A 24,396-nucleotide genomic window follows, 5' to 3' on the forward strand; every position below is an offset into this window, starting at 1 on the left:
AATTGCCGCGTTACACGGTGTCAGAGTGCGCAAACTGTTGGCTAGCTTTAGGCATGCACGGAGTGCCTGGACCTGTTTTGGAAGCTGTGGAAGCCTGTGACTGAAGATCCAGCCATTGCCGCAAACACGGGGGTTCCGGGTGGCCACAAGACGTTGGACACCTAGCGTGGTTTGGCCTTCAATCCACGCTCCTTGCCCAAAACAGACATCTTTAGCAGTCACATTACGATCCTTCACGAACTCTGGGTTCGGTCAGGTACCGAGCCGCTCGCCCACTATTGGAGCTGCAAAATATCCGGAACGCAGAGTTTTCGTTTGGCCGGCATTTTATCCGCACCATCAGATCGTTTCAGCCTTTTCGGCCCATCCTTGACCTTGACGTTCGGCTTGGACAATGGACCCTTCAAAGTCACTGGCCAGGGGCTTTTTGAAAGGGGTTCGCCAATCTTTCGGGGTTGCAGATTCAAATCCAGAGATTTTCCCGCCACATTAACATCGCCAAAGACAACAACCTGGACATGATCTGTTTCCAGGGTCGTTTGTTTTGTCGAAAAGTTTCCATTTGAAATACTGATCGGCGCGCGCAAGCATACGATTGGAGCAACCTTTTGTTTTTCTTTTGTAAATACCCAAGGTAAGACCCCAAGCCCCGCCAGATCCAGAAGCTGCGTTTCGATAGAGCCATCCCGCATTGAAACTGTGGCGCTGCCATTCATGGTGTTGGCAAAGTGTTTTGGTGAATCAGTTCCGCCGGTCACCGAAAAATCAGCATAGATCGTACCGCTGGCGCCCTTTTCGAAGTTCAGATTGTGGAGGATGTCATCCAGCTGCCAGCCGCCCGCCTTGCCGGTCAAAGTAAGCAGATGCGCGTCATTCGACAGATCCATTTGCCCGCTGACGTCGAAATGGGCGCCTCCGTATTCAAACTTCAACGGCCCGGCCTTAAGCTCTTCTTCGTTGAGAGTCAGATCACTCTGCAAACTGCTTATGCCTCTGGCGCCTTCGATATGCCGAAGATCAATATCAACATCCATATCCATACCGGACAAGAGAATTGAACGGCCGATAGGTTCAAGCGTCACATCTCTCAGTGGACCGGCGGCACTGTCTTCTTGATCGGCATCTTCCTCGTCCGCCTCTGAACCGCCTAACTTCCTCAACTGTGCGACGGCCTGAATGATGGTACGAATCTGATCTACCTTGATCAGCTCACTTTCAATAGTACCCCGCAATACAGGGTCACTTGTTGCATCATCAAGGTCGGCCACGATTTGCAGGGCAGAGTCGGCTACCTCGACAGCAGCATTTGCGTTCCAATCAGTGCCCTGGCTGACAAGCCCGATTTCAAACCGCGCAGGACCGGTTTCGACACGTTCAAGTGACAGCGCCTCCAACAGATCCGCCCCGGATGGGACATCGACATCAATTGCCAGATCCAGATCCTCGAATTTGAGCACGTTCTTGACCTTGCCATGCACCTCGAGATTCCAGACTTCCGTTTCGCTTGTCCGGCCATCCAGATTCGTTAAAGACAGCTGATTTATGCCGCCGTTCAAATGAAAGTTGCCGGAAAACCTGCCAAGCTGGTCGTCCGGCCCTAACAACTCTGGAGAGATCAGACTGCTTGCCGGAATATCCATCAGACCTTCAGCTGATATGCCTTGCAACCTCAGCGCATCATCGACCGAGCCGTTCAAAATGACAAACGGATCAGCGGGGTTCCCAATTCTTAGGTTGATGCTTCCAACACGCAAGGCGCCTTCGGGTGTTCTGGATAGCTCGGAAAACTTGATTGGAGGCGGGCCTTCGCCCGAGGTGTCCAATGTGAACCCGTTGGTTTTGATAACCATTTGTCGCTGAGGAACCTGCCCAGGAACACTGTCCATTACCATATCAACTGCAACAAGTTTAAGATCATATCGTGATGCGGCGGGGGCTGGTTCAGCATTTTCCGGGTACAACCGAATACGTGTTGTCAGCGATACATCTTCGGGGTTTCCCAATTCCCCGATTTGCCCGTTCAGCGAGAGGCTTTGACCACCATCCAACTCCGCCAGCACGGCCAGATCATCGATCCGGGAAGTGCCGTTAGCCGTTTGGAACGTTGCGCCGATACGCCCAGAGCCTTCCAATACTCGATCAAGTTTCAGGATATCGAGAAGCTGACCAAGTTCCACAATCTCTATCGTCGTCCTCACCTCAAGCCCGGCTTCCGTAGGGACTTCTTCGGCAAGAATAGAGACTTGTTCAAAAACCGCTGTTATCCGAAACGGGTCTTCCGCTGGAAACGCTCCGCTGAGCTCAAACCTCTCGCCGTTCAGCGAACCTTCCCCAGCAGCAGAGGCCGTGTTGGTTTGATCGTCACGCTTCAAAAGCAGTTCAGGAAGCTGCAGATTCAGTTCAAGCCCATTCAATTCATTCTGATAAAAAATGGTGATGTCGGTCAGGTCAACTGTGCGGTCCGACAGAATTCCGGCGACCGGTAGCGTCGGAGGTTTTGCGGTTTGCGAAGCTGCTGCATTCGGTTGAGAAACAGAGTGCCAATTTCCAACGCCATCCTTGTCAGTGATCAGGTTCAGGTGAAGACCCGAGACAGAGAGGCCACTTAGAGAAAGCTTATTGTTCCAGAGGTCACGCGCGGAAACCTCGAATTCAAGTTTGTCGATTGCCGCCAGCTTCGCATCTGCTTCCGGCGCCCCGGGTAGTACCAACCCCGCCGCTGATATCTGCAACTGCCGACCCAGACCGAGACGCACTTCATCTTCTATTCTGACATCCTGACCAAGTTTCTTACTGATCAGGTTCTCGACAAAAGTGGCCCTGACCGAAGAAAACAACGCGGAGGACAGGAATAGCCCGGCCGCAAAGACAGAAACAAGCGCAACAGCGCAACAAATGAAAACACCTTTGGCAACGTATCTCACGCTTCTCTCCCAAGGTTCCAAGTCATCTTGAGCATCCTCATCAGACTGGTCCAAGTTGATTGTTAGTGCATCATCGGCCTGTAATCCATTGGGATGATGGATTTAGGTGCACTAAAGCGATAACCACGTTGGCTGAGTGAGCAATTTTTTGTTGCGATGTCTTCTCGATAGTTCAATTGGTGTTCATGCGGCGAGCGGGTCGTAAATGACTTCGCCGTTTGAGCGGGTCACATTTAAAAGAAGCAAAGAGTTGTCATCCTCAGCAATACCGTCGCAAGCGCCGATCTATCCGCAGTGTCGACATGCTTGTTGTCGGCTCCAAACCAAAAAGGCAATGGAAATCGGTACGCGAGCGTCTTTAACGTTAATATCACTCAGTATGGTGTTAAATCATGGATTAAGAGCATTTATCCAAATCTAATAGATAAGATTTGCCCCTTAGGAATCGTTTTATGCGTCTTTTGTGTCTGTGAGTTTCGTTTTGCGAGGCTGTCGCGGAGAAGCCATTGATCCATTGGATCAGTTGGATTGATTTTGGTTTGAGGGTTTGTTTTGGGAATTGCGACGCAGGTTGCGGGAGCAGGATTTGACCTTTGCCGAACGTCAACGAAACTCCTTTTCTAGAGAAGCCCATCGGAGCGGTCTTTTGCTTCATTATGAACAGACTGTTTTCCGCAAATGACCGCTGTGACCGTTATAACTAGCGGTTATGAAACCGGATCAAGTTTTGCAACAAGTCCATAGAGGTAACTGGTCTCAGGGCGGAAGATCTTACTCACCGGCAGCCGCAATTGGTTGGGCATTTCGGAAGAGTTCGAGCATATATAGGGCCTTACGATCGCATTCACCACGCGGTGTAGAGCTCCACGGCTTTGGCATTGAGGCTATAATGCGCCTCGATGTTCGAAGCACCGTCGTAAAACACAACGTTGCTTTTGCTATCTTCAGCTACCAACTCTCCCTCAATCCAGAAAGCGTCGAAGATTGAGCTAAAAGCGAGGCCCTGCGGATAGTTCACATGTACAATCTGGTTTGCCGGCGGGGTAGGTGTGTGAACGCAGGCCCCTGCGACAGGCACGAAGAGAAATTCGGTAACTTTTGTCTCATCAAAAGCAAGCGGGACGACATAACCCGGGAGGCGGATAAATTTTCCGAGAATTTCCGGATTAGGGCCGCGTCCTGCACGGCCATTCTGCCTAATAATCTTACGGCGTTTTTTCATCAGACCTTCAACATCGACGTTATGCATGGAGAGGAGTTTCAGGGCAGCTTCGTGGCGTTTTATGAATGCCGAGTTTTCGCGCTCGCGCGGCGATGAAGTACGCCATTCGACATGGGTACGCATTGCATCGAGCAAGAAAGGAGGCAGGTCAGCAAAGGGTGTTTCGCTCAAAACATGCGGCGGTTGCAGATCTCGCCAACCGATAACACGCCCCCCCGCCGACATGCTATGCGGCGGAGCACTGATCGGTGCTCTCGTTAAAATAGGCGGCGCAGCAAGCGGATCTAAGGGAACGCCAAAGTTTTGTTGACCTGCAATCGCGCGCTGCCGCGCCTTCTCGACGCTTTGCGCCGATACTGGAAAAGTTATAAGGCCGAACAGCGCGACCATCGCCAGCGCATACGCGACTTTCATCATCCCTCAGACACCCTTACGCTGGTGACCGCCACGCCACGGCGTAGTTTTTCGTCGTCACCTTCTTCCCAGACCGGCTCTGTCAGCTCTTTGTCCGGTTCGCCGTCACGATCAATGTCGTAGACCAACTCACCGCCCATATAGGTCTGCAGCACTTCGATCTTATGAAAATCGAAGATATTCTCTAAGGCCTGCTTCCGGATGTCGCGGTCAAGCACAATGATATCCGCAAGCTTGCCTTCCTCAAGACTACCTAACACATCGCCGCGATCCTGAAGGCGCGCACTGCCCAGTGTTGAGCCATGGATAACCTCATCAAAGGTCAATGGCTCTCCGGGCATTACAAGACCGCCGGGTGTTCCCATCGCCTGCCGTGTCATGCCGATCTCCATACCTTCCCACGGTGAAAACACCGGCGAGGTTGGTGCGTCAGGCCCAAATCCGTACTCCATGAACTCGGTCACGAGCTTGAACTGGTACATGCGCTCCAAAACCTCTTTCGGCAGGTTCTGGCTGGTAACATTGAGGAAGTATTCCTCGGTCGGATCAGCCCAGTGAAGTTGAAGCTGTCCGGAAACTCCAAGCCGGGACATGCGCCGCGCGTTGTCGATCGACAAATGGTCGACATGGGTGAAAATTTGGGGGATGTCGTCGCGCACGGGTTCGCCAGTTTCATGTGCAAATTCCAGCGCGTCGAGCGAGCGGCGGATCCCTGCATTCCCTTCAACATGGAGCATCAGGGTAAAATTGCGCTCTGTCAGAGCGTCAAAAATCTCTGCAAGATTGTCTGGATGGAAGTTCATATCTGGCCTTGTGCCGTCCAAATACGGGCCTTCCATGTAGGCGAAGCGCCCCGGCGTTCCATCGATGGCGAATTTGACAGTGTTCGCATGGAGAATGCTGGAGTCAACGCCTGCATCCTCGACGGCGGCCCGCCGCATCTCCAATTGTTCGATCATTGCGGTATCACCCTCAGGCGTGCCGGTGCCCCAGAACACCATTGCCAACTCGTGCCTGAGTGTTAATTCACCTTTTTGCGCCAGACGGACGTAGACGTCATCCGCACCCTCCTTGGACCCGGCAGCAGCCTCCGTCGCTCCTGTAACCCCAACCGCGTTGAGAACGCGGGCGGCGCCACGGATCGCTGCTTCCTGTTTCTCGAAGGAATAGAGTTTATGCTGCTCGACGAATCCAGTCGAAAGATGCGCTTTCTCCTGCAAAAGACCAGAGGGTTCATCACCTGCTTCGTTAAGCGGCATGTAGCCGCCTTTCGGTGGCTCCCAATCGGCAGTGATCCCAAGGTATTCCAGGGCTTTCGTCGAATACCAGCCGTTATGTTGAGTATTGTCCGAGATCAATGCAGGACGCCCCCCCACGATTTCGTCCAGTTCCTCCTTATTTGGGTTCTGGAAATGCGCATCTGACCAACCGCCCCCGATAACCCATTCATCCGGCCCAAGTGTCGATGCATATTCCCGGATGACTTCGACCACCTCTTCGCGTGTTGCATCGTTGTATTTGAACAGGTTGAGCATGACGAAATGCGTTTGTCCGAAGATGCGCGTGTGCAAATGCGTGTCGATGATACCAGCCATGATGGTGTTTGTGCCCGCGTCCACGATTTGGGCATCTGGGCCTGCAAGCTCTCGGCAACTATCGTCTGTGCGCACGCAAATGATGGTATCACCCTCTACCGCGACCGATTTCGCAAGCGGCATTTCGACGTTGGACGTGACAATGTTCTCGCTCAGAAAAATCGTATCAGCGCTCTGCGCTTGGACCATGTTCGACACAGCCAAGAACATTGTGCTGGAAAGGATCAACGTCTTGGAAAAAAAAGTCATTTGCGTATAGCCTTGTGCTGCGGTTCTCTCAAAAGTCTAAGTCCACTGTTTGCACCCTGTCGATCCACTTTGTGCCACGAGCTATTTAAACTGCGAATGATTGACCTTTTTGGTGCAGGCATCAGATCAGGAGGAATGAAACTGAAGACACATATCTCCTATCAGATTGAGGAGTTGCAGTTCGGCGAAGACTGGAGCGTTGACATGCTTCAGCTTTCCTCAGGGCCGTTGTTGCACCGCTACAGCACAGTCGATCTCGGACAAGTCATAGTGGAATACATCCAATGCGCAGCCTCGGTTCAGGTGCGCGACATACACAATGTACCCTTTTTATCGTTCGGAATTGTCACAGAAGGCGAAGGCAGCCCCCGGTTTTTGGGCCACCCATTGGAGCGCGGGGATACAATTATCTGGCGTCCTGGAGATCGCTTTGACTACGAATATGTAATGCCTGAGAATTTTTCCGGGTTCGTGGTTATGGTCTCAAAAGAAACCGCCGAACAGCGCGGCTGGTCTATGTCGCCTGCCCGTTTCATGAAAGCCTCTGCTGACGGCTTCAACGCCTTGAAAGCCCTGAGCGACAAACTCGCCCAAAGCACAATGTTGAGGCGGCCGCACATCGCCTTCGCGTTCCTGAACGCGTTAGAGCAAGCTTTTGGCGCGCAGCTTTTCAAGGATAGCAAACGCTCACCAGACGATGACGCTTCGGATGTTTTTAAGATCGTGGCCCATGCCCGTCGTCATATCTCCGGACTTGGGCCGGAGGAGTTCGATAACGTGGACGAGGTGGCGCGCGTCATCGGTGTGAACCGCCGCAGCTTGTATCGCGCTTTTCGAATTTGGCCGGGCATTGGACCTGCGCGCTATTCGCGCGTGTTGCGATTGGCCGCCGCGCGTCGAGACTTGCTTGCGCGTTCTCAAGTCGAGAGTAGTGTGTTGCAGATCGCTCTCGACAATGGCTTTCGCCATACAGGCAGGTTCGCAGCTGAGTACCGGGACTTCTTTTGTGAGAACCCGGCTGAAACGCTGCGGCGAAGTTAGTTAGGAGGCTACGCGTCGACTTTTTTCTTCGCAACAGTACGAATGCAGAGGGCAGATTGCCCCGTGACGGAACCGGTCTTGCAAATCTAGACATTCTGACCTGCAACGTCGGCTATGGAAGAGGCGGGTTCGTGTCCATGTTTGATTTTGAGGTGCCTAGCGGATGAGAACAAAAAACTTGCTCGTAGATCAGGAGTTTTCTTTTCTTCAGGAAACTGATGCAGCAATGAGTGGTTGGAACATTGAGGCCGTCCAACTCAAACCCGGAATAACACACTCCAAGTTGCAGATCGTTCGCGTAGCGGACCTTCAAGTCATGCTAAATGAAGAATCTCATCCTTGCCACGTAAACTGGACCCATGACGGCGAAACAACAAGCTTTGCGTTCTATCGCCCGAATAGCGAAAACGAGATTTGGTGTGGCCTACCTGTAAAAGCGGATGATGTTTTGATTACGTCCTCCGGTCGCGACCATGCAAGCCTGACACCAGCTGGCCTTAGTTCGATTTTTGTGACCTTCGAGACCAACCTGCTAGACCGCTACGGGGTCCAAGAACTTTGTCGAATTGACACGGCGCAGAATACGACAAACGGAATTGCAAAGCTTGGGACGACTGGACGGCGTTTACGGAAGTTGCTGTTCAGTTTATTTGACCAACCGCATCTTTGGGATCAATTTTCACCCGATGATCTCCAAGATCACATCATGTTTTCGCTAGGTGACATGCTTTGCAAAAACAGCGAGAAGTCAAAGGATTTCGCAGACCTGAAAAGCGCCGCCACTTGGAAGACTGTTGCACGAGCCTTGGAAGCCATAAGTAGTTCCCAGCAGTTTTTTAGCTCTCGACAGCTTGCGGATGCGATTTGCGTTAGCCCTAGACTTTTATACCTGTCTTTCCGACAAGAGCTTGGAATTTCCCCGGCAAAATTTATACGCTTTCGAAGGCTTCAAAACGCCCGGTTCGAATTGGCGATGGGCAACAGTCAGAGCACTTTGATCAAGCAAGTGGCAAGCAAACATGGGTTTCGCGATTTTGGGCGTTTCTCTGAGTATTACAAACGACAATATGGCGAGTTGCCGAGCGATACACTGAGAAAGCAGTAAGTTATTGGACGGCTATTCCGTCCTGGGTTCTCCACCCCCTTACTCGCCCAAAACCACGGTCAAAACTGGAAGAGCAAATTGAGCGAGAATTGCACAATTTGCGTATCCAAACCGTTCGATATCTTGAATGCGACACGGCATAGTTAAACGAAAATGAATGTTAATACCTGATAGAGGACTTGTGCGCTGGCGGATCGCATTGCAGCCTTGAGACAGATGACTTGTGGTAAATCAGTGTTCTAGGGACGGGGAATTGAAGATGAAAAAGAAGTTGTCACATCTCGTTATTGGTGCGCTGGCATACAGCTTTCTGCCTACGATTGCGCAAGCACAAGACGCCGGATGCGATGCAGCATGCGAAGCTGCCCGAAAAGCCGCCAACCCCCTCGCTGACATTCGCGCGATCATGACTGACAACACGGTAGCATTCAGAACGGGCACGGATGAGGAAGACAGTTATAACTTCCAGATTCAACCAGTCTACGCAGTTCCACTTGACGGCGCCAACCTGGTGCTAAGGGGCATTATCCCAATTCAGGGTGTTGCGCCGGGTGCAGTTCTACCGCCCGGTATAGGTGAACCTACCCAAAACTCCGATCTCGAATGGGGAATAGGTGATTCAACGGTTCAAGCGTTTTACGCACCGACACCTTCGGGCAATATTTCTCTCGGCTATGGGCTACAAGTATCTTTACCGACCCACACCGACGACGCGCTTCAGGGCGCGGGTTGGGGCGCGGGTCCGGCCTTCGTGATATTTGGCCAGGCAGGAGATTTGTCCTGGGGTGGTGTTCTTGCTCATATGTGGGGAGAAAGCGACTTCAGCACGACTATACTACAGCCGATCCTGATCTACGGCCTTGGTGGGGGTTGGTATTTCGGATATAACAATGTGATATCATATAATTGGAATGCCTCTAGCAGTGATGACGCCTGGTTAGTGCCATTGGGCCTAACGGTCGGCAAAACTATCATAACCAACGAGGAGAAGGGTACGGCACTGGACCTGAGCGCTGGTTACTACGACGTTAACCAGTCTCCGACAGGCGGACCAAACAGACAGTTCAAATTTGGCATCTCTTTTTTCTTCTAAACAAAAAAAGAGAACAATTTGGAGCAAAAAAAGCCGTGCGCAATACGATTTCGGATAACGACGTTACCACGACAGTGAACAGCTTGGTTTCAGGTTGGCGGCACGACCTCACTTTCGACGCGATGGAAGAAAACGAAATCTTGGTAATTTCACATTCTCGATCTGGTGAAACTTCGACCCGGATCTTTGGGGGTCGACAGCCACGCTCAAACCCCAATTTTTGTAACAATTGGATGGGAACCGTTAGATGAGTTTATTGTACGAGAGACTATTGGAACGCTGCAAGTATTGGGCTGCCTCGCTACACGCCGAAATCGATAGAGGGCCGCAGGGCATTAGATCACCCTTCGCACTAGGCTCCTCTGAAAGCTAAGGTGAGGACATGAGAGGATGTCTAAGAAACCTAAAAACTTGCGTGTTCGGAGCCCGGAATGAGTAGTATTTGGGCCGTAGGAATACCTATTTTATTGGTTGATGTAGCAAACCCCGTCCTACTCGTCGCAATTGCATATGCTCTCACAAGGAGCCGTCCGATTGCAAAAAGCTACGCCCTAATCTTGGGCCATACACTTGCCTACTTTCTGATGGGCATTTTAATCGTTTACGGATTTGTCTACTTTGTGATGGGCAGTTTAATCGCCAACGGACTTGCGGAACTTTTCGCTCCGGTGGTGGACTTCGTCGTCAAAGGTTTCGTGGACCCAACGCGCATCAACTTCGTCATCGGCTTTGTTCTGGGGCTGGTTTTGCTCGGCTTCGCTGTGAGGATGAGCACAAGTGCCCAAATTGAAAAGCAATCTACAAGATCTGAAGTCAGCGAGCAGAAAGAAGGTTTGTTTCCTTCTTTCATGATGGGAGTAACAATTTGCGTTTTGAGTATGCCGTTTTCTGTACCGTATTTCGGCTTCATCAATGAGTTGTTCAGCTTCAATGTTGAATCTAAGGCTCTAGGTTTACTGATCTACAACCTTTTGTATGCGCTACCATATGTGCTGATTCCATTTGCATATGCTGTCGTGGGGCAGTCCATTGTAGCCAAACTGGAAGCGTTCATCACGTTCATAGGCAGTACCGCATCATGGTCCATCCCACTGCTGTTTGGTGTCTTGGGCTTGGCTTTCATCGCTGACGCAATAAAGTATTTTCTCACTGGTTCCGGTTTGGTTTGATGCCAATCCGTACGTTCACCAATGGGCTTTCACTATTCAGATGTTCCATTTTATCGTGGACTGAATTTCTGAAAAGCTGCTCCCGCCGTTCGGCAGAATGTCCACCTTGCTCTCAATTCAGCTCAGTACGCTGTCATGATCAGCCTGATTTATACGCGCCACAATCCAGCTTAGAGGAATATTGGCGAGTCATTGAACGTGCTTTGAGCGTTCCCAACCGATAAGCTGGACAGGTCTGTCGGCTGCTTGCTACTCTTATTCTGGTGAAAGTAAAAAACGTCCAGACTAGCTTACAAGACTGAGTATCTACTAAGTGTCAAACTTTTCACGAAACCTATTCAATGAGTAAACTTCGCACTTCTTTGACCGGTTTTTGCGCAGTTGCGATGTTCTGCACTGCGTTTGTAGCGAGCGCGGAGGGCACTGATGACAATGCGGACCAGGACAAAAGTGAACTGGGATTCAAAAATGGTTCTTTCGTCGGTGTTCCCATCCCGATTAACGACCCGACTTTCGGCGCCGGGCTCGTTTTGGGTGTCGGATATCTTTTTCAAAGCGACGAAGGATCAAAAACCTCGTCTTTAGGTGCAGCCCTTGCAGGGACAAACAAGGAAAGCTACGCAATCGGGCTTGGCGGCGGTTTGTCTCTCGACAACAATCGCCACAACGTTGAGTTCATACTCGCATACGGGGATCTAAAATACGACCTGTTCCTGATTAATGACTCGATTAACGTCGGCCAGCAGGGTATCGCGTTCCAAGGCGCGTATCGCTACAGCTTTACGGATACTTTTTCCGCGGGTGCATCGTTGCAGTATCTGAACACCGTTGTTTCAGGTGTAGACGGTTTCGCGTTGCCTCCTGAAGTTGCCGAACTCTCAGACACTGGGATAGCAACCGTAGGCCTTGTCGCGAAATGGGATACTCGCGACGATACGTTTTACCCGGTTAGCGGGAGCAAAGTGGATCTGGCACTGACCTACTCAAACGATGTTCAAAACGGGGATCTGTCCTATTACGGACTGAAGCTAAGCTACGACAGGTTTTGGCCCGTTAGCGATGAATCTGTTATCGCCTTCAGAGCATCTGCTTGCGAAAAAAGCGACCGCACTCCTTTCTTTGACAGTTGCCTTCTAGGTTCTGAAATAAGGGGTTTCCCATTGTTTGATGTTTATGGAAATTCAATGCTTACCGCGCAAGCTGAATACCGAGGACGACTATCTAAGCGATTTGGATACGTCGCATTTGCTGGTGGCGGCGAAGTGCAAAGGAACAGTATTTCCGTCGATAGTGGCTTCCGCTACGCAGGCGGTGTTGGTTTGCGCTACCGAGTAACAAAAAAACACAAACTGGATTTTTCCATAGACGCGGCAGTTAACGACGACGGCGATGATTTTCTGTATTTTTATGTTGGCCAAAGATTTTAAGTCACCTTTTTTAGAAACCGGACAATGAAGGAAAACCCATGCGCTTGCTATCTGTACTTATTGCAACGGCTCTTTTCTCAACCGGAGCGGTTGCTCAGACAATCGAAAGGATAACAAAAAACAACGAAATCCGGTTTGGTTTTCGAGCAGACGCTGCGCCACTATCTTACCTCAACGACCAAGGTCGACCGTTTGGCTTGTCACCGTTGATCTGCGATCAGGTCGCGCAGAGGCTTGCGAAGAAACTTGAATTAAAGGAATTAAACGTCCAGTTCATTCCTGTCGACGCCAAGGATCGTTTCGACAAAATTGCCTCCGGAGAGGTCGATGTGCTTTGTGGGGCTGCGACCATAACACTTTCCCGTCGCGAAGTTGTTGATTTTTCGATTCCAATTTATGTCGACGGCACGTCCATATTGTTGCCAATCGAGGCTGAGGGCACCATGAGTGCGCTAGCGGGTAAGAGGGTTGGCATGAGAAGCAACACAACAACAGAGGCATCCGTTCTCAATTCCTTCGAAGCGGCAAGTATCGATGCAAATATGGTAAGGTTCGCCTCACACCCAGACGGCATCAAGGCTCTGCGAGACGGCGAAATCGATGCGTATTTTGCAGATCAGTCGATTTTATTAGTCAACTACATTGCTGCCGGGCTAAAGGGTAAATTCAAGTTATCCCAAGAAATATTGACGATAGAAAAGCAAGGATTAGCGATACCGAAAGGAGACTATGATTTTCGATTGCTTGTAGATCGTATTTTGTCAGAGATGTATGCTCAAGGTTCAATGGAGGAGATTTTCCGTATTGCCTTGCCGGGGATTGAGCCCAGCGAAGCATTGAAAGCTCTGTATGTAATCGCCCCTACCAATCCATGAGACGTATCGCATAAGAAAGTTTTTTTTGCGTGTTAGTTTCGCACTGCGACTTAGGCTAATTTATCCCGCAGAGCGAACGTTGGACAAAGTTAAATCAAGGTCTGCTCTTGGAAATTGAGAACCCCCTAGAAGAAATCTTCGAAGGGACCGCAGTCGCAAGAGCCCACCAGATTAGGGGTCGGGCCGTATTCTATTCAACACTTTCGGCTTGGTCTGTATGCGACGGTCTACCGGTATTAGTGTCTACGCGTACAGAAGACCGAAAGTTATGGGTCACTGGGGCCTAAAGATCAGGGCGCGAACACTTCAACTAAATTCGCGTTTAGTTTGTAAGCGGATTCCACGTTTGACTGGCCGTCGTAGAATACAACGTCGCTAACCCTGCTTTCAGCTAAAAGTTCCCCTTCGATCCAAAACGCTTCGAAAATCGACTTGAATTCAACGCCACCGGGGTAATCAACATGAATGATCTGGTTCGGCGGCTGCGAAGGTGTGTGAACGCATGATCCAGCGACCGGGACAAATAGGAACTCAGTGACAACTCGTCCACTGAGTGCAAGCGGTACTATGTACCCAGGCAGCTTGATCGTCGTACCCAGCTTTTCTAAGTTTGGACCGCGCCCGATTGAGCTGTTTTGCGCAATGATCTTTCGGCGTTCGAGCATCAGCTTTTCTACGTCGACTTCATTCGCCGCCAGAACACCTGTGGCTGCATTGTATTCTTTGATAAAATCAGGATCAGAGCGCGTAGAGCTTCCGGACGTTCGCCAACGAACTTGTGTTCTCATTGCGTTCAACAACGGATCCGGTAAGGTTTCAAATGGGGCTTCCAGAGACTTCAGGGTTGGCTTCAAGTCAAGCCAGCTATCCGCCACTTGTTTCTGAATAAATCCATCCAGCACAGTGGAGTTTGAAGCATAGGTAAAATCATGCGCGCGCCGAGACATATCAAAACGCTTCGCCCCTGAAGGAGACGTTTGGGCAGCAGGTTCTGGTGAACCTTGGGCAACCTCCGCCTGAGCAGCAGTCACATCCGCGAACGCGAAAACAAAAGCGACCAAAGCGATCAAGTTGCTTGTCATTACAGAGCTCTAAATTTTCCTATTTTAGTAGCATTGCTGCCTAGTTCATCGCACTGGTTTACTTTGCGAAGGTACGTTCATTACCGCGTTTCAAAGACCATCTTCATGTGTGAATACTCCGCCCTTCATCGTGGCTACTATCTTCACATCCGCGATGTCGGAAGGAAGCACCGCGAAAAGGTCGTCTTCTAGAATAACCAGGTCAGCATACTTGCCAAACTCCAAGCTACCGATCTTGTCCTCCATCCTCGCTTCATACGCACCACCAAGCGTTGCGGCGTATATACATTGGTCGAGCGTGAGAGCCTGATATACTGGTGGGAAGATACGATCATCGTCCGGATTAGACGGATCGCGCCGTGTAACGGCTGCTTCGCATAAGGTTAGTACACCCATGAGGCTAGGATCGGTGCTGGGAACGTCTGCGCCTATACTGACGGGTGCGCCTGCGTCCATCAAAGTACGGATGCGTTGAAATTCGGAAACGGTCCTTTCGAGGCCCATGATTTCCATGGCACCGTCAAGCCCACCGCCCCAAGTCGTGCCCCAAATCGGGGTGATATTGGACAGGATATTGTGCTGTATGATGCGTTCAATATCATCTGGATGCGCAAAAGCTAAGTGTTGAAGCGAATTGCGGGCTTCGGTGTATCCAGCTTTCTGAGCGTTGACATATGAGTCAACAGTTTCGCGAACGGTTTTTGAGCCATCAACATGCACAGAGACGTCAAGTCCGGCTGCGTTTGCTTTGAGGACAATTTCATCGGTGAGGGCAGCCGAGACACCTCGCACTGCCGTTTTTTCAGGCAGGTCCAGCCACGGCTCAAGCATGACCGATGCATGGCTTGTGTGAACCCCTTCCGGGTGTATCTTAATTCCAAGCACGCGAACGTCATCGTTGTCGAATGAAGACTTCAGCTCCAAAGTATTGGCAACCGCGTCGTCCGCATCGAAATCGTCGCCTTTGACAAGGGTCATCATCAAGGTACGAAGCTTGAGTGTGCCTTCGTCAGCTTGCGCTTGCAGGATGTCCAGCGCCACTCGGGTGTCATCGTAGTGTTTCGCCTGAGACTTGATATTTGGTGTAACCAATCCTTGGTTGATGTAGGTGGTGTAGCCAAATTTCGCGGCCAAATCATAAAGCTCTGTTTGGCTCTCTGGGATCATCGTATCTGGCTGCCATGCACCAGATTCCACATAGGCCCCCATCCACGCAAATTCTTTCGCGTAGCCCGTTGGGTTACCCTCGCCATCTCTTACAAAATAGATCAAACCCGGAACTGGGTCGGGGGTGTCTTTGTTCACGCCTCCCATTTCCATAGCTTTGGTGTTCAGCCATGCGTCATGAATGGTATAATCTTGCAGGAACACGGGTCTGTCAGGAACGATTGTATCCAAATCGGCAGCCGTGAACTCACCGCCCATCAGAGTCGCATTCCATCCAATGCCACGGATAAACTCCTCGTCGGGATTGGCGTCCGCATACTCTTTAATTAACTTGAGATAGTCCTCTTTGGATTGACCAGAGCCCAATTGGACACCCAATTGCGTCCACCCGGATGCGACAAGGTGTTCGTGGCCGCTGACAAAGCCCGGCAGAACCGTTTGTCCTTGAAGATCGATGACCGTTGTTTCTTCTCCAATCAGGGATTGGACTCCATCATCGGAACCAACGTAGAAGATTTGCGTTCCCATAATAGCAACTGCTTCAGCCTCAGGCCGTGATGCATCCATAGTGTAGATGTTGCCATTCAATAAGACGGTATCAGCGGTTTGGGCTACAGAGTTTGTGGCGAAAGAGGTCAATAGACCGACTGCTATCATCATCCACTTCATCATTCGCACTCCCAACCCGAAGAAAAGACTAATCAAAGCATGAAACATAATGTCTGCATGTCAAATAAATTTTCTTCGCCTCACTTTGTGTGAGATGACTTGGTCGCAAGACAATCAAAAGGTCACAGGCACAGAGAGAAACGCTGATTTTCTCAACCAAACCAGCGAAGTGCAAAAGTTCAAATGGTGTTGGAAAAAACGAGTCTCACAGATATCGCGACCAAATGGAAATTTCACAAAGGTTGCAGGGCACAAGCATCCCTAAATGTGCAGAGGGCTGCAGAGCCTTTCAGTTCGGAGACCTCCAACTGTCCAGACAATATCCGGCCCCCGCTCCTTCCCCCCGTCATGCGGGAGAAGGCCCTTCGTTTTCAGGTTCGTATCCGCGCGATGCCTTTTGTCGGAGGCCAGCCGCTTCCCCGCAGGCTTCTCACCTGCCCCGCTTTGACCGCGCACGGTCTCGGCGGTCCCCGGTCCGACGAGTGTCTAAAGACGCCCGTCGGCCGGTGGGTTCCGTAGTCGCGTTTCTGCACCGGGCCAGAAGGAGCCGCGTCGGTGCGGGATGGGGTAGTCCCCGAACCATAGTTCACTATTGGAGGCCGGTCGTGAACGTACCGTGGTCACCGCTTTTTTTGATCGTTTGCGAGGGAAAGCAGCAAGCATAAACCGGGCGCAACGGAGACGAGGAGACCCGTCCCGGCCCGGAACGTCCGATTTTTCGTTCTTGCTGACTAAGTGTATTGATCTGTTTTTTTGTTCCTTGTGTTTCGCTCGTCCGCCAACTTAAAAAGCCGCAGCTGTCTCGAAGCGCTGTAGCCTATCAAAAGCGCGGGGGTTTTGGGTCAGCGCTTCAAGTCAGAACCTGGTACCAAATTGTTCTTTTCCTGTTCTTTTGTTTGTGTGCAACGTTTGAATGGATCGCCTTGTGTCATCCAGCCCGATTTTTCGGCAAGCAGAGTTGCTGTGATGCACATTGGCTTTTGGACGTGTGGCTCGAATGCAGAGTGTACAAAGCGGAGAATAAGATGAGCGCTGACTTGGACGCTGGCCTGAACGATCAAGGCGACGTTGAAGATGATGAAGGTGACTATTCGGTCTACCCGCACATGGATGGGATCAAATGCTCGATGTCATGGAAGCTCGGCAGTTATGGCGAACGCGGTGCTCTCTCTGATGACATGATCGAGAGCTTGGCCGAACGGTTTGACCTGCCATTTAAGCTCGTACGCGAACTCTCTGTGCTTCTTGGGAACTGCCTCAATAACGACGACGACATCGCAATCAACCTGACTGAGGTCCGACGCTCGCAAGCGATTGAACGAGGTCAAAAGTACCTCAAGCAACTTTTGCGGAAAGCCAAACAGAGTTCCATTGGTCCCCAAGAGCTCCGGAACGCATTGGGCTCGCTTTCGACTTATTTCGCTTCGACGCCAGAAGACGCAGACCTTCTTCCCCAAGTGCTCGACAAGCTCGAGACCGCAACGGCACTTACTCAGGATGTCATCAATGACATTCGACGCATCCATGGGACACCTGGTGCGATTGCAGAGATGTCGCCCCGGGACAAGCGGTTCTCGCGCGACAAACGCCGTCAGTACATTGTCGAGAGCTGCTGTTACATCTGGAAGGATGCCGGTCGCCCCCTAACCTATACGACATACTCAGACGGTCGCCCCGGAGGACAACGGCAAGGTCCGCTCGTCAACTTTATCCAGGCTGTCGTGAAGATGATCACCGAGCCGGGGCAAATCCTGAGCGGTGAGACGATCCGCGTGGACATTGACGGTTTTCGCGACAAGCTTGAGCGCGAAGAGCAAGAGCGTTGGGCGCCGCCGGAATTGGGCAATCAATACACTTAGAATGAGCAAGCCCGCGTTGTCATGGTCATGGCATGACACGCGTTCCTGCCATATCCCCTTCTGACGACCACGCGCACAAGCAGGTTGAGACAGCGATTGACCAGTTGGTCCGATTGCTGGCTGCCCAGGTAGTACAGGAACTGGGCCGGGACGCCTCTGACCAAAAGGAGGCGCATCAGGATGCCACAGATCAATGCCAAGAAGAACCGACCCCGCAAGCTGCTGACGGTGAAGGACGTCGCTGAACTGGACAATTGCTCCGAGAAGACGGTGCGCCGTGCGATTGCGGCTGGCCTGCTTGAGGTTATTCGGGTGGGCCCTGGCGGACGCCTCATCCGCATTGATCCGGCAGCTCATGCCGCCTACAGGCAGGCACAGTGCTGGTAGGTAATCGAGACCATTAATGTACATTAATGTCAATAGGTTATGGCATCTTCGGGAAGAGGGATTGCCCGTAAGTTTCTAACTTTCTGTGCTACGCTTTTCCCGAATCGGACCTCCTGTCCACACCCGTCCGCCCGAGACCCGACATGTCCAAAGGAACGTAAACCCGATGACTAGCCAGAGCCCCGTTCCATTGAGATTGGCCTTCGTCAAAGCCGACACACCGATGTTCGCCGAGCTCATCGACCAACTGCGCTCCGATAGCTCTCTGTCGGACGGACGCCGCCGCGACATGATCTCCGGTCTACGCCGCGTGGCCAAAGCCCTTGGGCTGCCGCCAGAGGATGTGCCCTGCGACAGTCGCTGGTTGCAGCCCCGTCTGTCCAAAGTCACACCGGCAGCACTCGGTCTTACACCGAAGAGTTGGCAAAACGCGGTGAGTGATGCGCGTGCCGCCCTCGCGCATTTCGGGCTGGTGGAACGGCGCTTCAACCGGATCGATGATCTGTCTCCCGATTGGCAAGCGCTCTGGGCGAATGTATTGGCGTCCGGCGACAAGACATTGCAACCCGCACTCTGCCGCTTCGTGCATTTTCTGAACCGGCAAGGCGTCAAACCCGCCACTGTGCGCAAAGAGCATGCCGCGGCCTATCGAGAAGCCCTTGCGCATAACGAGATCAGCAAATTACCGGATGTCGCGTATCGGGCTGCGGTCAACGGCTGGAACCTGGCGGTCCGACGTATTTCTGAATGGCCCAAGGCCATCCTGCCTCTGGAAACGCGCCAGAAGGTCATCACCTTTCCCGTGACAGCATTTCCTACGCCGTTCCAAAGCGAGCTTGCAAAATTGATGCACCGTCTTGCAACTCCGGACCCGCTGGCAGATGACGGTCAGAACAGGGTACTCCGACCCGCGACCCTGTCCCAATACCAAAGACAGTTGGTTCGATTTGCCTCCGAACTCGTTCACTCTGGTATCCCGATCGCGGAGATTGGCGGATTGGACGTCCTGATCAATCCGGTGATGGCTGAACAGGGTTTGCGCCAGATGTTATCGCGCACCAACAACCAGACCACAAAGATGATCAGTGAGATCGCCGCGCTGCTCCGCAACCTGGCCCGGATACTTAATGCACCCGATGACGCTCGCGATGCACTGACCGGGCTTGCCGCGCGCCTGGCGGTCAAACCTCAGAATGGCATGACCCAAAAGAACCGAAGCCGGCTGCGGGTGTTGCAAGAGGATCGGCATCAACAGCGCCTGCTGCTCCTGCCTGAACGGATTTTCACGCGACCACGCGGCACATCCAAACCGTATGGCTGGGCTCTGGCGCGCGAAGATGCACTCGCCATCGCCATCTTGCTGGTCTGCCCGGTTCGCGTGAAGAACCTGGCTGGCATCCACCTGGAACGCCACCTGCACCGTCCTGGTGATGGCCGAGCCTACCTGGTTCTGGAAGACGGCGAGACCAAAAATGAGCGACCTGTCGAGTTCGAGATCCCGCGTGATGTATTGCGCATGATCGACGTGCATCTCAAATCTCGCTGTCCGGAACTCTGCCCCGCGGGAACGCCTTGGCTGTTTCCCCGGAGGGATGGTCAGCATTCGGTTGATCCTGGCGTTCTGTCTGCGCGCGTCTCCAAACGGATCCGGAAGGAAACGGGGTTGGAGATGAATGCCCACCTGTTTCGGCATTTTGCGGTGATGAACTGGCTCGACGCCAATCCCGGCGGCTATGAGGTCGCGCGCCGGTTGCTCGGACATTCGGAGGTCAGCCACACGATCAACATGTATTCCGGTCTTGAGGCACGTTCGGCAACACGCGCCTTTGCTGACCTGATAGAAGCTAAGAAAGGGCGTCGCTGATGAGCCTTGTTCTGCCTCTGTCTGCTTGGCCCGTGCAAGACCGGGAGATGTGGCTCAACCTTCAGATAGAAGGTGGCCCACTCGACGATTGCGGCGCGCTCTCACACCTGCGTGCGACCTCGTTGAAGACGTTAGAACTGCGCTATGCCCGATGGCTGCAATGGCTGATTAACAGCAATGCGAAGGCGATCACACTGCCTCCGGCTCGACGCGCGACTCTGCCGCGCCTTTCCGCTTGGCTTAGGGACCTCTCACACACCCGGCCGATGACCCGGTTTATGTTCATTGACGGTGTGTTGCGTATCCTCTCCGCGGCTGACCAGACACAGGACTGGTCCGCTCAGCGGAGATTGAAAGCGGGATTGAAGCGCACCGCAGGACGGGGTGATCGGGATCGCAAACTTGGGCGTGTGTTGTCCAGCGAGGTTCTATTCAAGGCGGGAATGTCTCTAGCGACGGGTCATGCAGAAGCGGAGCCAACACCGCTGCGCCGTATGATATGCCTGCGGGATGGCAGCATGATAGCCATGATGGCTTTGATGCCGATGCGGCGACGCGCCTTTGCGGGCCTTCGGATAGGCATATCCTTGCATGTAACAACAAACACCATGACCGTCGCGCTCCCAGGGGATCTGACCAAATCAGGGCAGCCATGGGAGGCTGATGTTCCCCAGAGCGTTGAGCCGCTCTTGCGTCGTTATGTCAATGAAGCCCGTCCCTTTTTAATGGAGCGTGGCCAACAACAACACGATGTCTTGTGGGTCGGCAGGACAGGCGCACCATTAAAGCAAGATGCGCTGAGCCCCCGGATCGCGGAGCAGACCCTGAAGCTGACGGGTCGCCGCATTCCACCGCATTTCTTCCGGGATGCCGCCGCAACGACATTGGCGCGCTCCTCTCCGGAACACGCGAAGCTGATCCGACCAATATTGGCTCATGCGAGCTTCGGAACGGCTGAGCGCCACTACATCCACGCCCAAACCATTGAAGCGGGCCGCGACTACGCGGCTTTGATCGACTTAAAGAGAAAGACCAGACGATGACCCGAGTTGCAATCTATGCCCGCTTCTCCAGCCAGATGCAGAGAGACGCATCTATCGATGACCAGATGCGTTTGTGCCGGGAACGTGCAGAGCGGGAAGGCTGGACTGTTGTCGACGCCTATTCGGATCGGGCGGTCTCTGGTGCGTCCATGTTGCGTCCCGGGCTACAAGCGCTCTTCAATGCAACCCAGGAAGGACGGGTTGATCTGATCTTGGCAGAGGCGCTGGATCGGTTGAGCCGGGACCAGGCAGACATCGCTGCGATCTTCAAACGGCTGAACTTTGCAGGGGTTTGCATCGTGACGCTGGCTGAGGGCGAGATCAGCGAATTGCACGTAGGTCTCAAAGGCACCATGAACCAACTGTTCCTCAAAGACTTGGCCGACAAAACCCGGCGTGGTTTGCGCGGGCGTGTCGAGCTTGGACGCTCCGGTGGCGGCAACAGCTACGGCTATGACGTCGTCCGGCGTCTCGGGCCGGACGGCCAACCCGTTACGGGAGAACGAGTGATCAACGCAGCAGAAGCTGAGATCGTCCGGCGGGTGTTACATGACTTCACCGAAGGGCACTCCCCGAAAGCCATTGCGCGCCGCCTGAACGCCGAAGGTATTCCCGGTCCCCGTGGCAAGTTATGGCGTGACACCGCCATCCGGGGGCACCGAGTGCGTGGGACGGGCCTTCTCAACAATGAGCTCTACATCGGCCGCCTTGTTTGGAACCGGCTGCGCTACATCAAGGACCCGGAGACCGGCAGACGTGTTTCCCGTCTCAACGATCCGTCCAAATGGATCATCGCGGAGGTCCCTGAGCTGCGGATCGTCGGGGATGAACTTTGGGAGGCGGTCAAGCAGCGGCAAGGCGAGATCGAGGCTGATCCCCGCGTCAAAGCCATCAAGCAAACCAAGTTTTGGGAGAAGCGTCGCAAAAAGCACCTTCTGACAGGTCTAGTATTCTGCAGCAACTGCGGTGGGCCACTCGCCACTGTCGGGCGCGATTACCTCGCCTGTTCAGCCGCCCGCAAACTCGGCACCTGCACGCACAGGCAATCCATTCGCCGCAATGTCCTGGAAGACGCCGTTCTGGATTTACTTCGTCAGCGTCTGATGCAGCCCGACGCAGTGGCTGCTTTTATCAAATCCTTCAACGAAGCCGCCAACGCAGAAGCTGGTACAGAGGAGGCAGCCCGGACCCGTCTACAATCCGAACGGGACAAAGCTGCACGCAAACTGAATGGGTTTTATGACGCAATCGCTGAGGGCATTCGCACCCCCGGGCTTCAAACGCGGCTCGAAGAACTCGAAGCGCAGATAGCCGAGCTTGACGCAAAGCTCTTCGAACCTAAGCCCTCATCGGTGCGACTGCAGCCGAATCTGTCCCAACTCTATCGCTCCAAAGTCGCAGATCTGGCGCAGGTTCTATCGGATCCGTCGATCCGCACCGGGGCCTTGGAGATCATCCGGGGCCTTATCGAACGTGTCACGGTCGAGCACCCCAACGAGGGCGTTCAGATCGAACTGGAGGGTGCCTTGGCAGCAATGATTGGGTTGGCCCAAAATGAACAAAGCCGCCCTAAGGCGGCTTGTTCGGCACTTTGTTCGACCAAGGTGGTTGCGGGAGCAGGATTTGAACCTCTGACCTTCAGATTGTGAGCCTGACGAGGTTTGATCGTTTAGCGAACAGTCCAGTGGACTGTTTGTAGATCGAACGGTCTGCTGGAATTATTGGTTGCGGGAGCAGGATTTGAACCTGCGACCTTCAGGTTATGAGCCTCATAGGCGAATAATTGATGTAGTTTGCTGAACATATTTCTTTGCTTATTTTTCAATACCTTAATCGAAGAGCGTTCAATCTTACAATGACTACAGATTGTCCAATTTTGCTCTCCGATGTAGCACCAGTGTAGCACCATCAACTTTCGGTAGCACCGAAACGCCTAAAGGATACACCGTGGCCAGTCACCGTTTGAACTTCACCAAAGCAGCCCTTTCGAAAGCCCCCGCCGCCAAGAAAGGATCGCGGGACTATTACTATGACGAACGGGAAGCGGGGTTGATACTGGCTGTGACGGCAGCAGGATCAAAGAGCTTTTATCTATACAAACGGATCGAAGGGCGACCCGAACGCCTGTTGCTTGGCAAGTTTCCTGACATGACCGTGGAACAGGCCCGCAAGGCGGCAGCAAAGGCCAAGGGTGGCATTGCGTCTGGAGCGAACCCTCAGAAAGAGAAAAAGGCCGTTCGAGATGAAATGACTTTTGGGGCTCTTTTTGCCGAATATATGGACAAGTATTCCAAGGTGCATAAGAAGTCGTGGAAATACGACGAGCGGGAAGTAAACAAATATCTGTCGCATTGGTTCCGCCGAAAGATATCCAGCATTGATCGGTCTGAGGTAGAAAGGCTTCATGCAAAGATCGGCAAGGACAACGGCTTGTATCAGGCCAATCGTTTGCTTGAACGTATTCGCTCCATATTCAACAAGGCCATTGAATGGGGGTGGAAGGGTGTGAACCCCGCTGTCGGCATCAAAAAGTTTCGGGAACAAAGCCGCGACAGATTCTTGCAGCCTGACGAGCTGCCCCGGTTCTTCGAGGCACTGGCAAATGAACCCAACGAAGTCGCACGGGACTTCTTCATGATTTCCCTTCTCACAGGGGCGCGGAAGTCCAATACGCTGGCGATGATGTGGAAAGATATCAACTTCACATCGGCCACATGGCGGATCGAAGAAACCAAGAATGCAGACCCGTTGACGGTTCATCTCCCCCAACAGGCAGTTGAGTTGCTAATCGAACGAAAGCTCAAGTCAGACAGCCCCTACGTTTTTGAAGGCTCGGGCAAAAGCGGCCACCTTGCCGATCCTAAGAAAGCTTGGAGACGAATCCTGAAAGAGGCAGGGATTAAAGACCTGCGCATTCATGACCTGCGTCGCACCTTGGGCAGCTATCAGGCGGCAACGGGGGCCAATGGATACATTATTGGTAAGTCTCTCGGGCATCGGTCCCAACAATCCACAGCAATCTACGCAAGGTTAAACCTAGACCCGGTCAGGGAGAGTGTGGACAAGGCGACAGAGTTGATGTTTTCAAAGTCTACCTAGGGCGGAAAGAGCCCCTACCTCAGGTTTTCTGCTAGGCAGCGAATGACCGGTTCGGTGGTGCCTTGAATGGCCTTTGTCGCGAACGGACGCAATCTGTGTTGTAATGCAGTCA

The 24,396-nt window shown here is 52.6% G+C and carries 17 protein-coding genes; 12 read left to right on the forward strand and 5 right to left on the reverse strand.

From position 1 onward, the window contains the following. Positions 1-275: 275 nt before the first annotated feature. The 3 genes from GOW04_RS22255 to GOW04_RS12430 all read right to left on the reverse strand — a co-directional run bounded on the left by GOW04_RS22255 (position 276) and on the right by GOW04_RS12430 (position 6,383). A complete protein-coding gene (locus GOW04_RS22255) occupies positions 276-2,924 on the reverse strand; it encodes an AsmA family protein (RefSeq protein WP_171232736.1) in 2,649 nt (882 codons plus the stop codon). A gap of 844 nt (positions 2,925-3,768) precedes the next feature. After that, positions 3,769-4,563: a DUF3299 domain-containing protein gene (locus GOW04_RS12425; protein ID WP_171232737.1), complete on the reverse strand. Its 795-nt coding sequence runs from the start codon at positions 4,561-4,563 to the stop codon at positions 3,769-3,771. Next, entirely contained in the window at positions 4,560-6,383 is a 1,824-nt protein-coding gene (locus tag GOW04_RS12430; RefSeq protein WP_171232738.1) for an amidohydrolase, read from the reverse strand. The genes GOW04_RS12425 and GOW04_RS12430 overlap by 4 nt, the downstream gene beginning before the upstream one ends. 156 nt (positions 6,384-6,539) lie before the next feature. Here GOW04_RS12430 and GOW04_RS12435 point away from each other — a divergent pair, with 156 nt between their 5' ends. From GOW04_RS12435 to GOW04_RS12460, 6 genes are all read left to right on the forward strand, one after another. Then, a complete protein-coding gene (locus GOW04_RS12435) occupies positions 6,540-7,445 on the forward strand; it encodes an AraC family transcriptional regulator (protein WP_171232739.1) in 906 nt (301 codons plus the stop codon). A gap of 163 nt (positions 7,446-7,608) precedes the next feature. After that, positions 7,609-8,550 (forward strand): helix-turn-helix transcriptional regulator, encoded by a 942-nt coding sequence (locus tag GOW04_RS12440; protein ID WP_171232740.1) that lies wholly within the window; start codon positions 7,609-7,611, stop codon positions 8,548-8,550. Positions 8,551-8,809: 259 nt separating this feature from the next. Further along, positions 8,810-9,643 carry a hypothetical protein gene (locus tag GOW04_RS12445; RefSeq protein WP_170477043.1) on the forward strand — a complete coding sequence of 278 codons (834 nt, stop codon included), beginning with the start codon at positions 8,810-8,812 and terminating at the stop codon, positions 9,641-9,643. A 431-nt stretch (positions 9,644-10,074) separates the two neighbouring features. Further along, positions 10,075-10,812 (forward strand): hypothetical protein, encoded by a 738-nt coding sequence (locus tag GOW04_RS12450; protein WP_171232741.1) that lies wholly within the window; start codon positions 10,075-10,077, stop codon positions 10,810-10,812. Between the two features lie 341 nt (positions 10,813-11,153). Next, complete coding sequence (locus GOW04_RS12455) at positions 11,154-12,239, forward strand: BamA/TamA family outer membrane protein (protein WP_171232742.1); 1,086 nt, start codon at positions 11,154-11,156, stop codon at positions 12,237-12,239. 38 nt (positions 12,240-12,277) lie between these two features. Beyond that, entirely contained in the window at positions 12,278-13,114 is an 837-nt protein-coding gene (locus GOW04_RS12460; protein WP_170477039.1) for an amino acid ABC transporter substrate-binding protein, read from the forward strand. A 290-nt stretch (positions 13,115-13,404) separates the two neighbouring features. On the opposite strand, the gene GOW04_RS12465 is transcribed toward GOW04_RS12460, so the two are convergent. Together GOW04_RS12465 and GOW04_RS12470 are read right to left on the reverse strand one after the other, a co-directional pair. Further along, entirely contained in the window at positions 13,405-14,196 is a 792-nt protein-coding gene (locus tag GOW04_RS12465; RefSeq protein ID WP_171232743.1) for a DUF3299 domain-containing protein, read from the reverse strand. 90 nt (positions 14,197-14,286) lie between these two features. Further along, a complete protein-coding gene (locus GOW04_RS12470; RefSeq protein WP_171232744.1) occupies positions 14,287-16,032 on the reverse strand; it encodes an amidohydrolase in 1,746 nt (581 codons plus the stop codon). 1,025 nt (positions 16,033-17,057) lie between these two features. On the opposite strand from GOW04_RS12470, the gene GOW04_RS12475 reads away from it, so the two are divergent. The 6 genes from GOW04_RS12475 (at position 17,058) to GOW04_RS12500 (ending at position 24,284) form a co-directional block, all read left to right on the forward strand. Beyond that, positions 17,058-17,891, forward strand: a complete 834-nt coding sequence (locus GOW04_RS12475) for a hypothetical protein (RefSeq protein ID WP_171232745.1) — start codon at positions 17,058-17,060, stop codon at positions 17,889-17,891. Positions 17,892-18,071: 180 nt separating this feature from the next. After that, the gene (locus tag GOW04_RS12480) at positions 18,072-18,278 is read left to right on the forward strand and encodes a helix-turn-helix domain-containing protein (protein ID WP_170619977.1); all 207 of its coding nucleotides are present in this window, start codon (positions 18,072-18,074) and stop codon (positions 18,276-18,278) included. Positions 18,279-18,444: 166 nt separating this feature from the next. Then, positions 18,445-20,142: a site-specific integrase gene (locus tag GOW04_RS12485; protein ID WP_171232746.1), complete on the forward strand. Its 1,698-nt coding sequence runs from the start codon at positions 18,445-18,447 to the stop codon at positions 20,140-20,142. Next, positions 20,142-21,185 carry a tyrosine-type recombinase/integrase gene (locus GOW04_RS12490; RefSeq protein ID WP_171232747.1) on the forward strand — a complete coding sequence of 348 codons (1,044 nt, stop codon included), beginning with the start codon at positions 20,142-20,144 and terminating at the stop codon, positions 21,183-21,185. Before GOW04_RS12485 ends, GOW04_RS12490 begins: the two co-directional genes overlap by 1 nt. Then, the gene (locus GOW04_RS12495; RefSeq protein ID WP_171232748.1) at positions 21,182-22,834 is read left to right on the forward strand and encodes a recombinase family protein; all 1,653 of its coding nucleotides are present in this window, start codon (positions 21,182-21,184) and stop codon (positions 22,832-22,834) included. The genes GOW04_RS12490 and GOW04_RS12495 overlap by 4 nt, the downstream gene beginning before the upstream one ends. Before the next feature lie 217 nt (positions 22,835-23,051). Then, the gene (locus GOW04_RS12500; RefSeq protein WP_174830360.1) at positions 23,052-24,284 is read left to right on the forward strand and encodes a site-specific integrase; all 1,233 of its coding nucleotides are present in this window, start codon (positions 23,052-23,054) and stop codon (positions 24,282-24,284) included. The last annotated feature ends 112 nt before the right edge of the window (positions 24,285-24,396 follow it).

Source organism: Ruegeria sp. HKCCA4812 (genome assembly GCF_013034245.1).
GTDB lineage: Bacteria > Pseudomonadota > Alphaproteobacteria > Rhodobacterales > Rhodobacteraceae > Ruegeria.

Excerpts from the sequence above, each read along its gene's own strand:
- GOW04_RS12425 (WP_171232737.1), bottom strand. The coding sequence starts at position 4,563 with ATGATGAAAGTCGCGTATGCGCTGGCGATGGTCGCGCTGTTCGGCCTT.
- GOW04_RS12460 (WP_170477039.1), top strand. The coding sequence starts at position 12,278 with ATGCGCTTGCTATCTGTACTTATTGCAACGGCTCTTTTCTCAACCGGA.
- GOW04_RS12440 (WP_171232740.1), top strand. The coding sequence starts at position 7,609 with ATGAGAACAAAAAACTTGCTCGTAGATCAGGAGTTTTCTTTTCTTCAG.
- GOW04_RS12465 (WP_171232743.1), bottom strand. The coding sequence starts at position 14,196 with ATGACAAGCAACTTGATCGCTTTGGTCGCTTTTGTTTTCGCGTTCGCG.
- GOW04_RS12475 (WP_171232745.1), top strand. The coding sequence starts at position 17,058 with ATGAGCGCTGACTTGGACGCTGGCCTGAACGATCAAGGCGACGTTGAA.
- GOW04_RS12435 (WP_171232739.1), top strand. The coding sequence starts at position 6,540 with ATGAAACTGAAGACACATATCTCCTATCAGATTGAGGAGTTGCAGTTC.
- GOW04_RS12495 (WP_171232748.1), top strand. The coding sequence starts at position 21,182 with ATGACCCGAGTTGCAATCTATGCCCGCTTCTCCAGCCAGATGCAGAGA.
- GOW04_RS12485 (WP_171232746.1), top strand. The coding sequence starts at position 18,445 with ATGACTAGCCAGAGCCCCGTTCCATTGAGATTGGCCTTCGTCAAAGCC.
- GOW04_RS12450 (WP_171232741.1), top strand. The coding sequence starts at position 10,075 with ATGAGTAGTATTTGGGCCGTAGGAATACCTATTTTATTGGTTGATGTA.
- GOW04_RS12445 (WP_170477043.1), top strand. The coding sequence starts at position 8,810 with ATGAAAAAGAAGTTGTCACATCTCGTTATTGGTGCGCTGGCATACAGC.
- GOW04_RS12455 (WP_171232742.1), top strand. The coding sequence starts at position 11,154 with ATGAGTAAACTTCGCACTTCTTTGACCGGTTTTTGCGCAGTTGCGATG.
- GOW04_RS12490 (WP_171232747.1), top strand. The coding sequence starts at position 20,142 with ATGAGCCTTGTTCTGCCTCTGTCTGCTTGGCCCGTGCAAGACCGGGAG.
- GOW04_RS12480 (WP_170619977.1), top strand. The coding sequence starts at position 18,072 with ATGCCACAGATCAATGCCAAGAAGAACCGACCCCGCAAGCTGCTGACG.
- GOW04_RS12470 (WP_171232744.1), bottom strand. The coding sequence starts at position 16,032 with ATGAAGTGGATGATGATAGCAGTCGGTCTATTGACCTCTTTCGCCACA.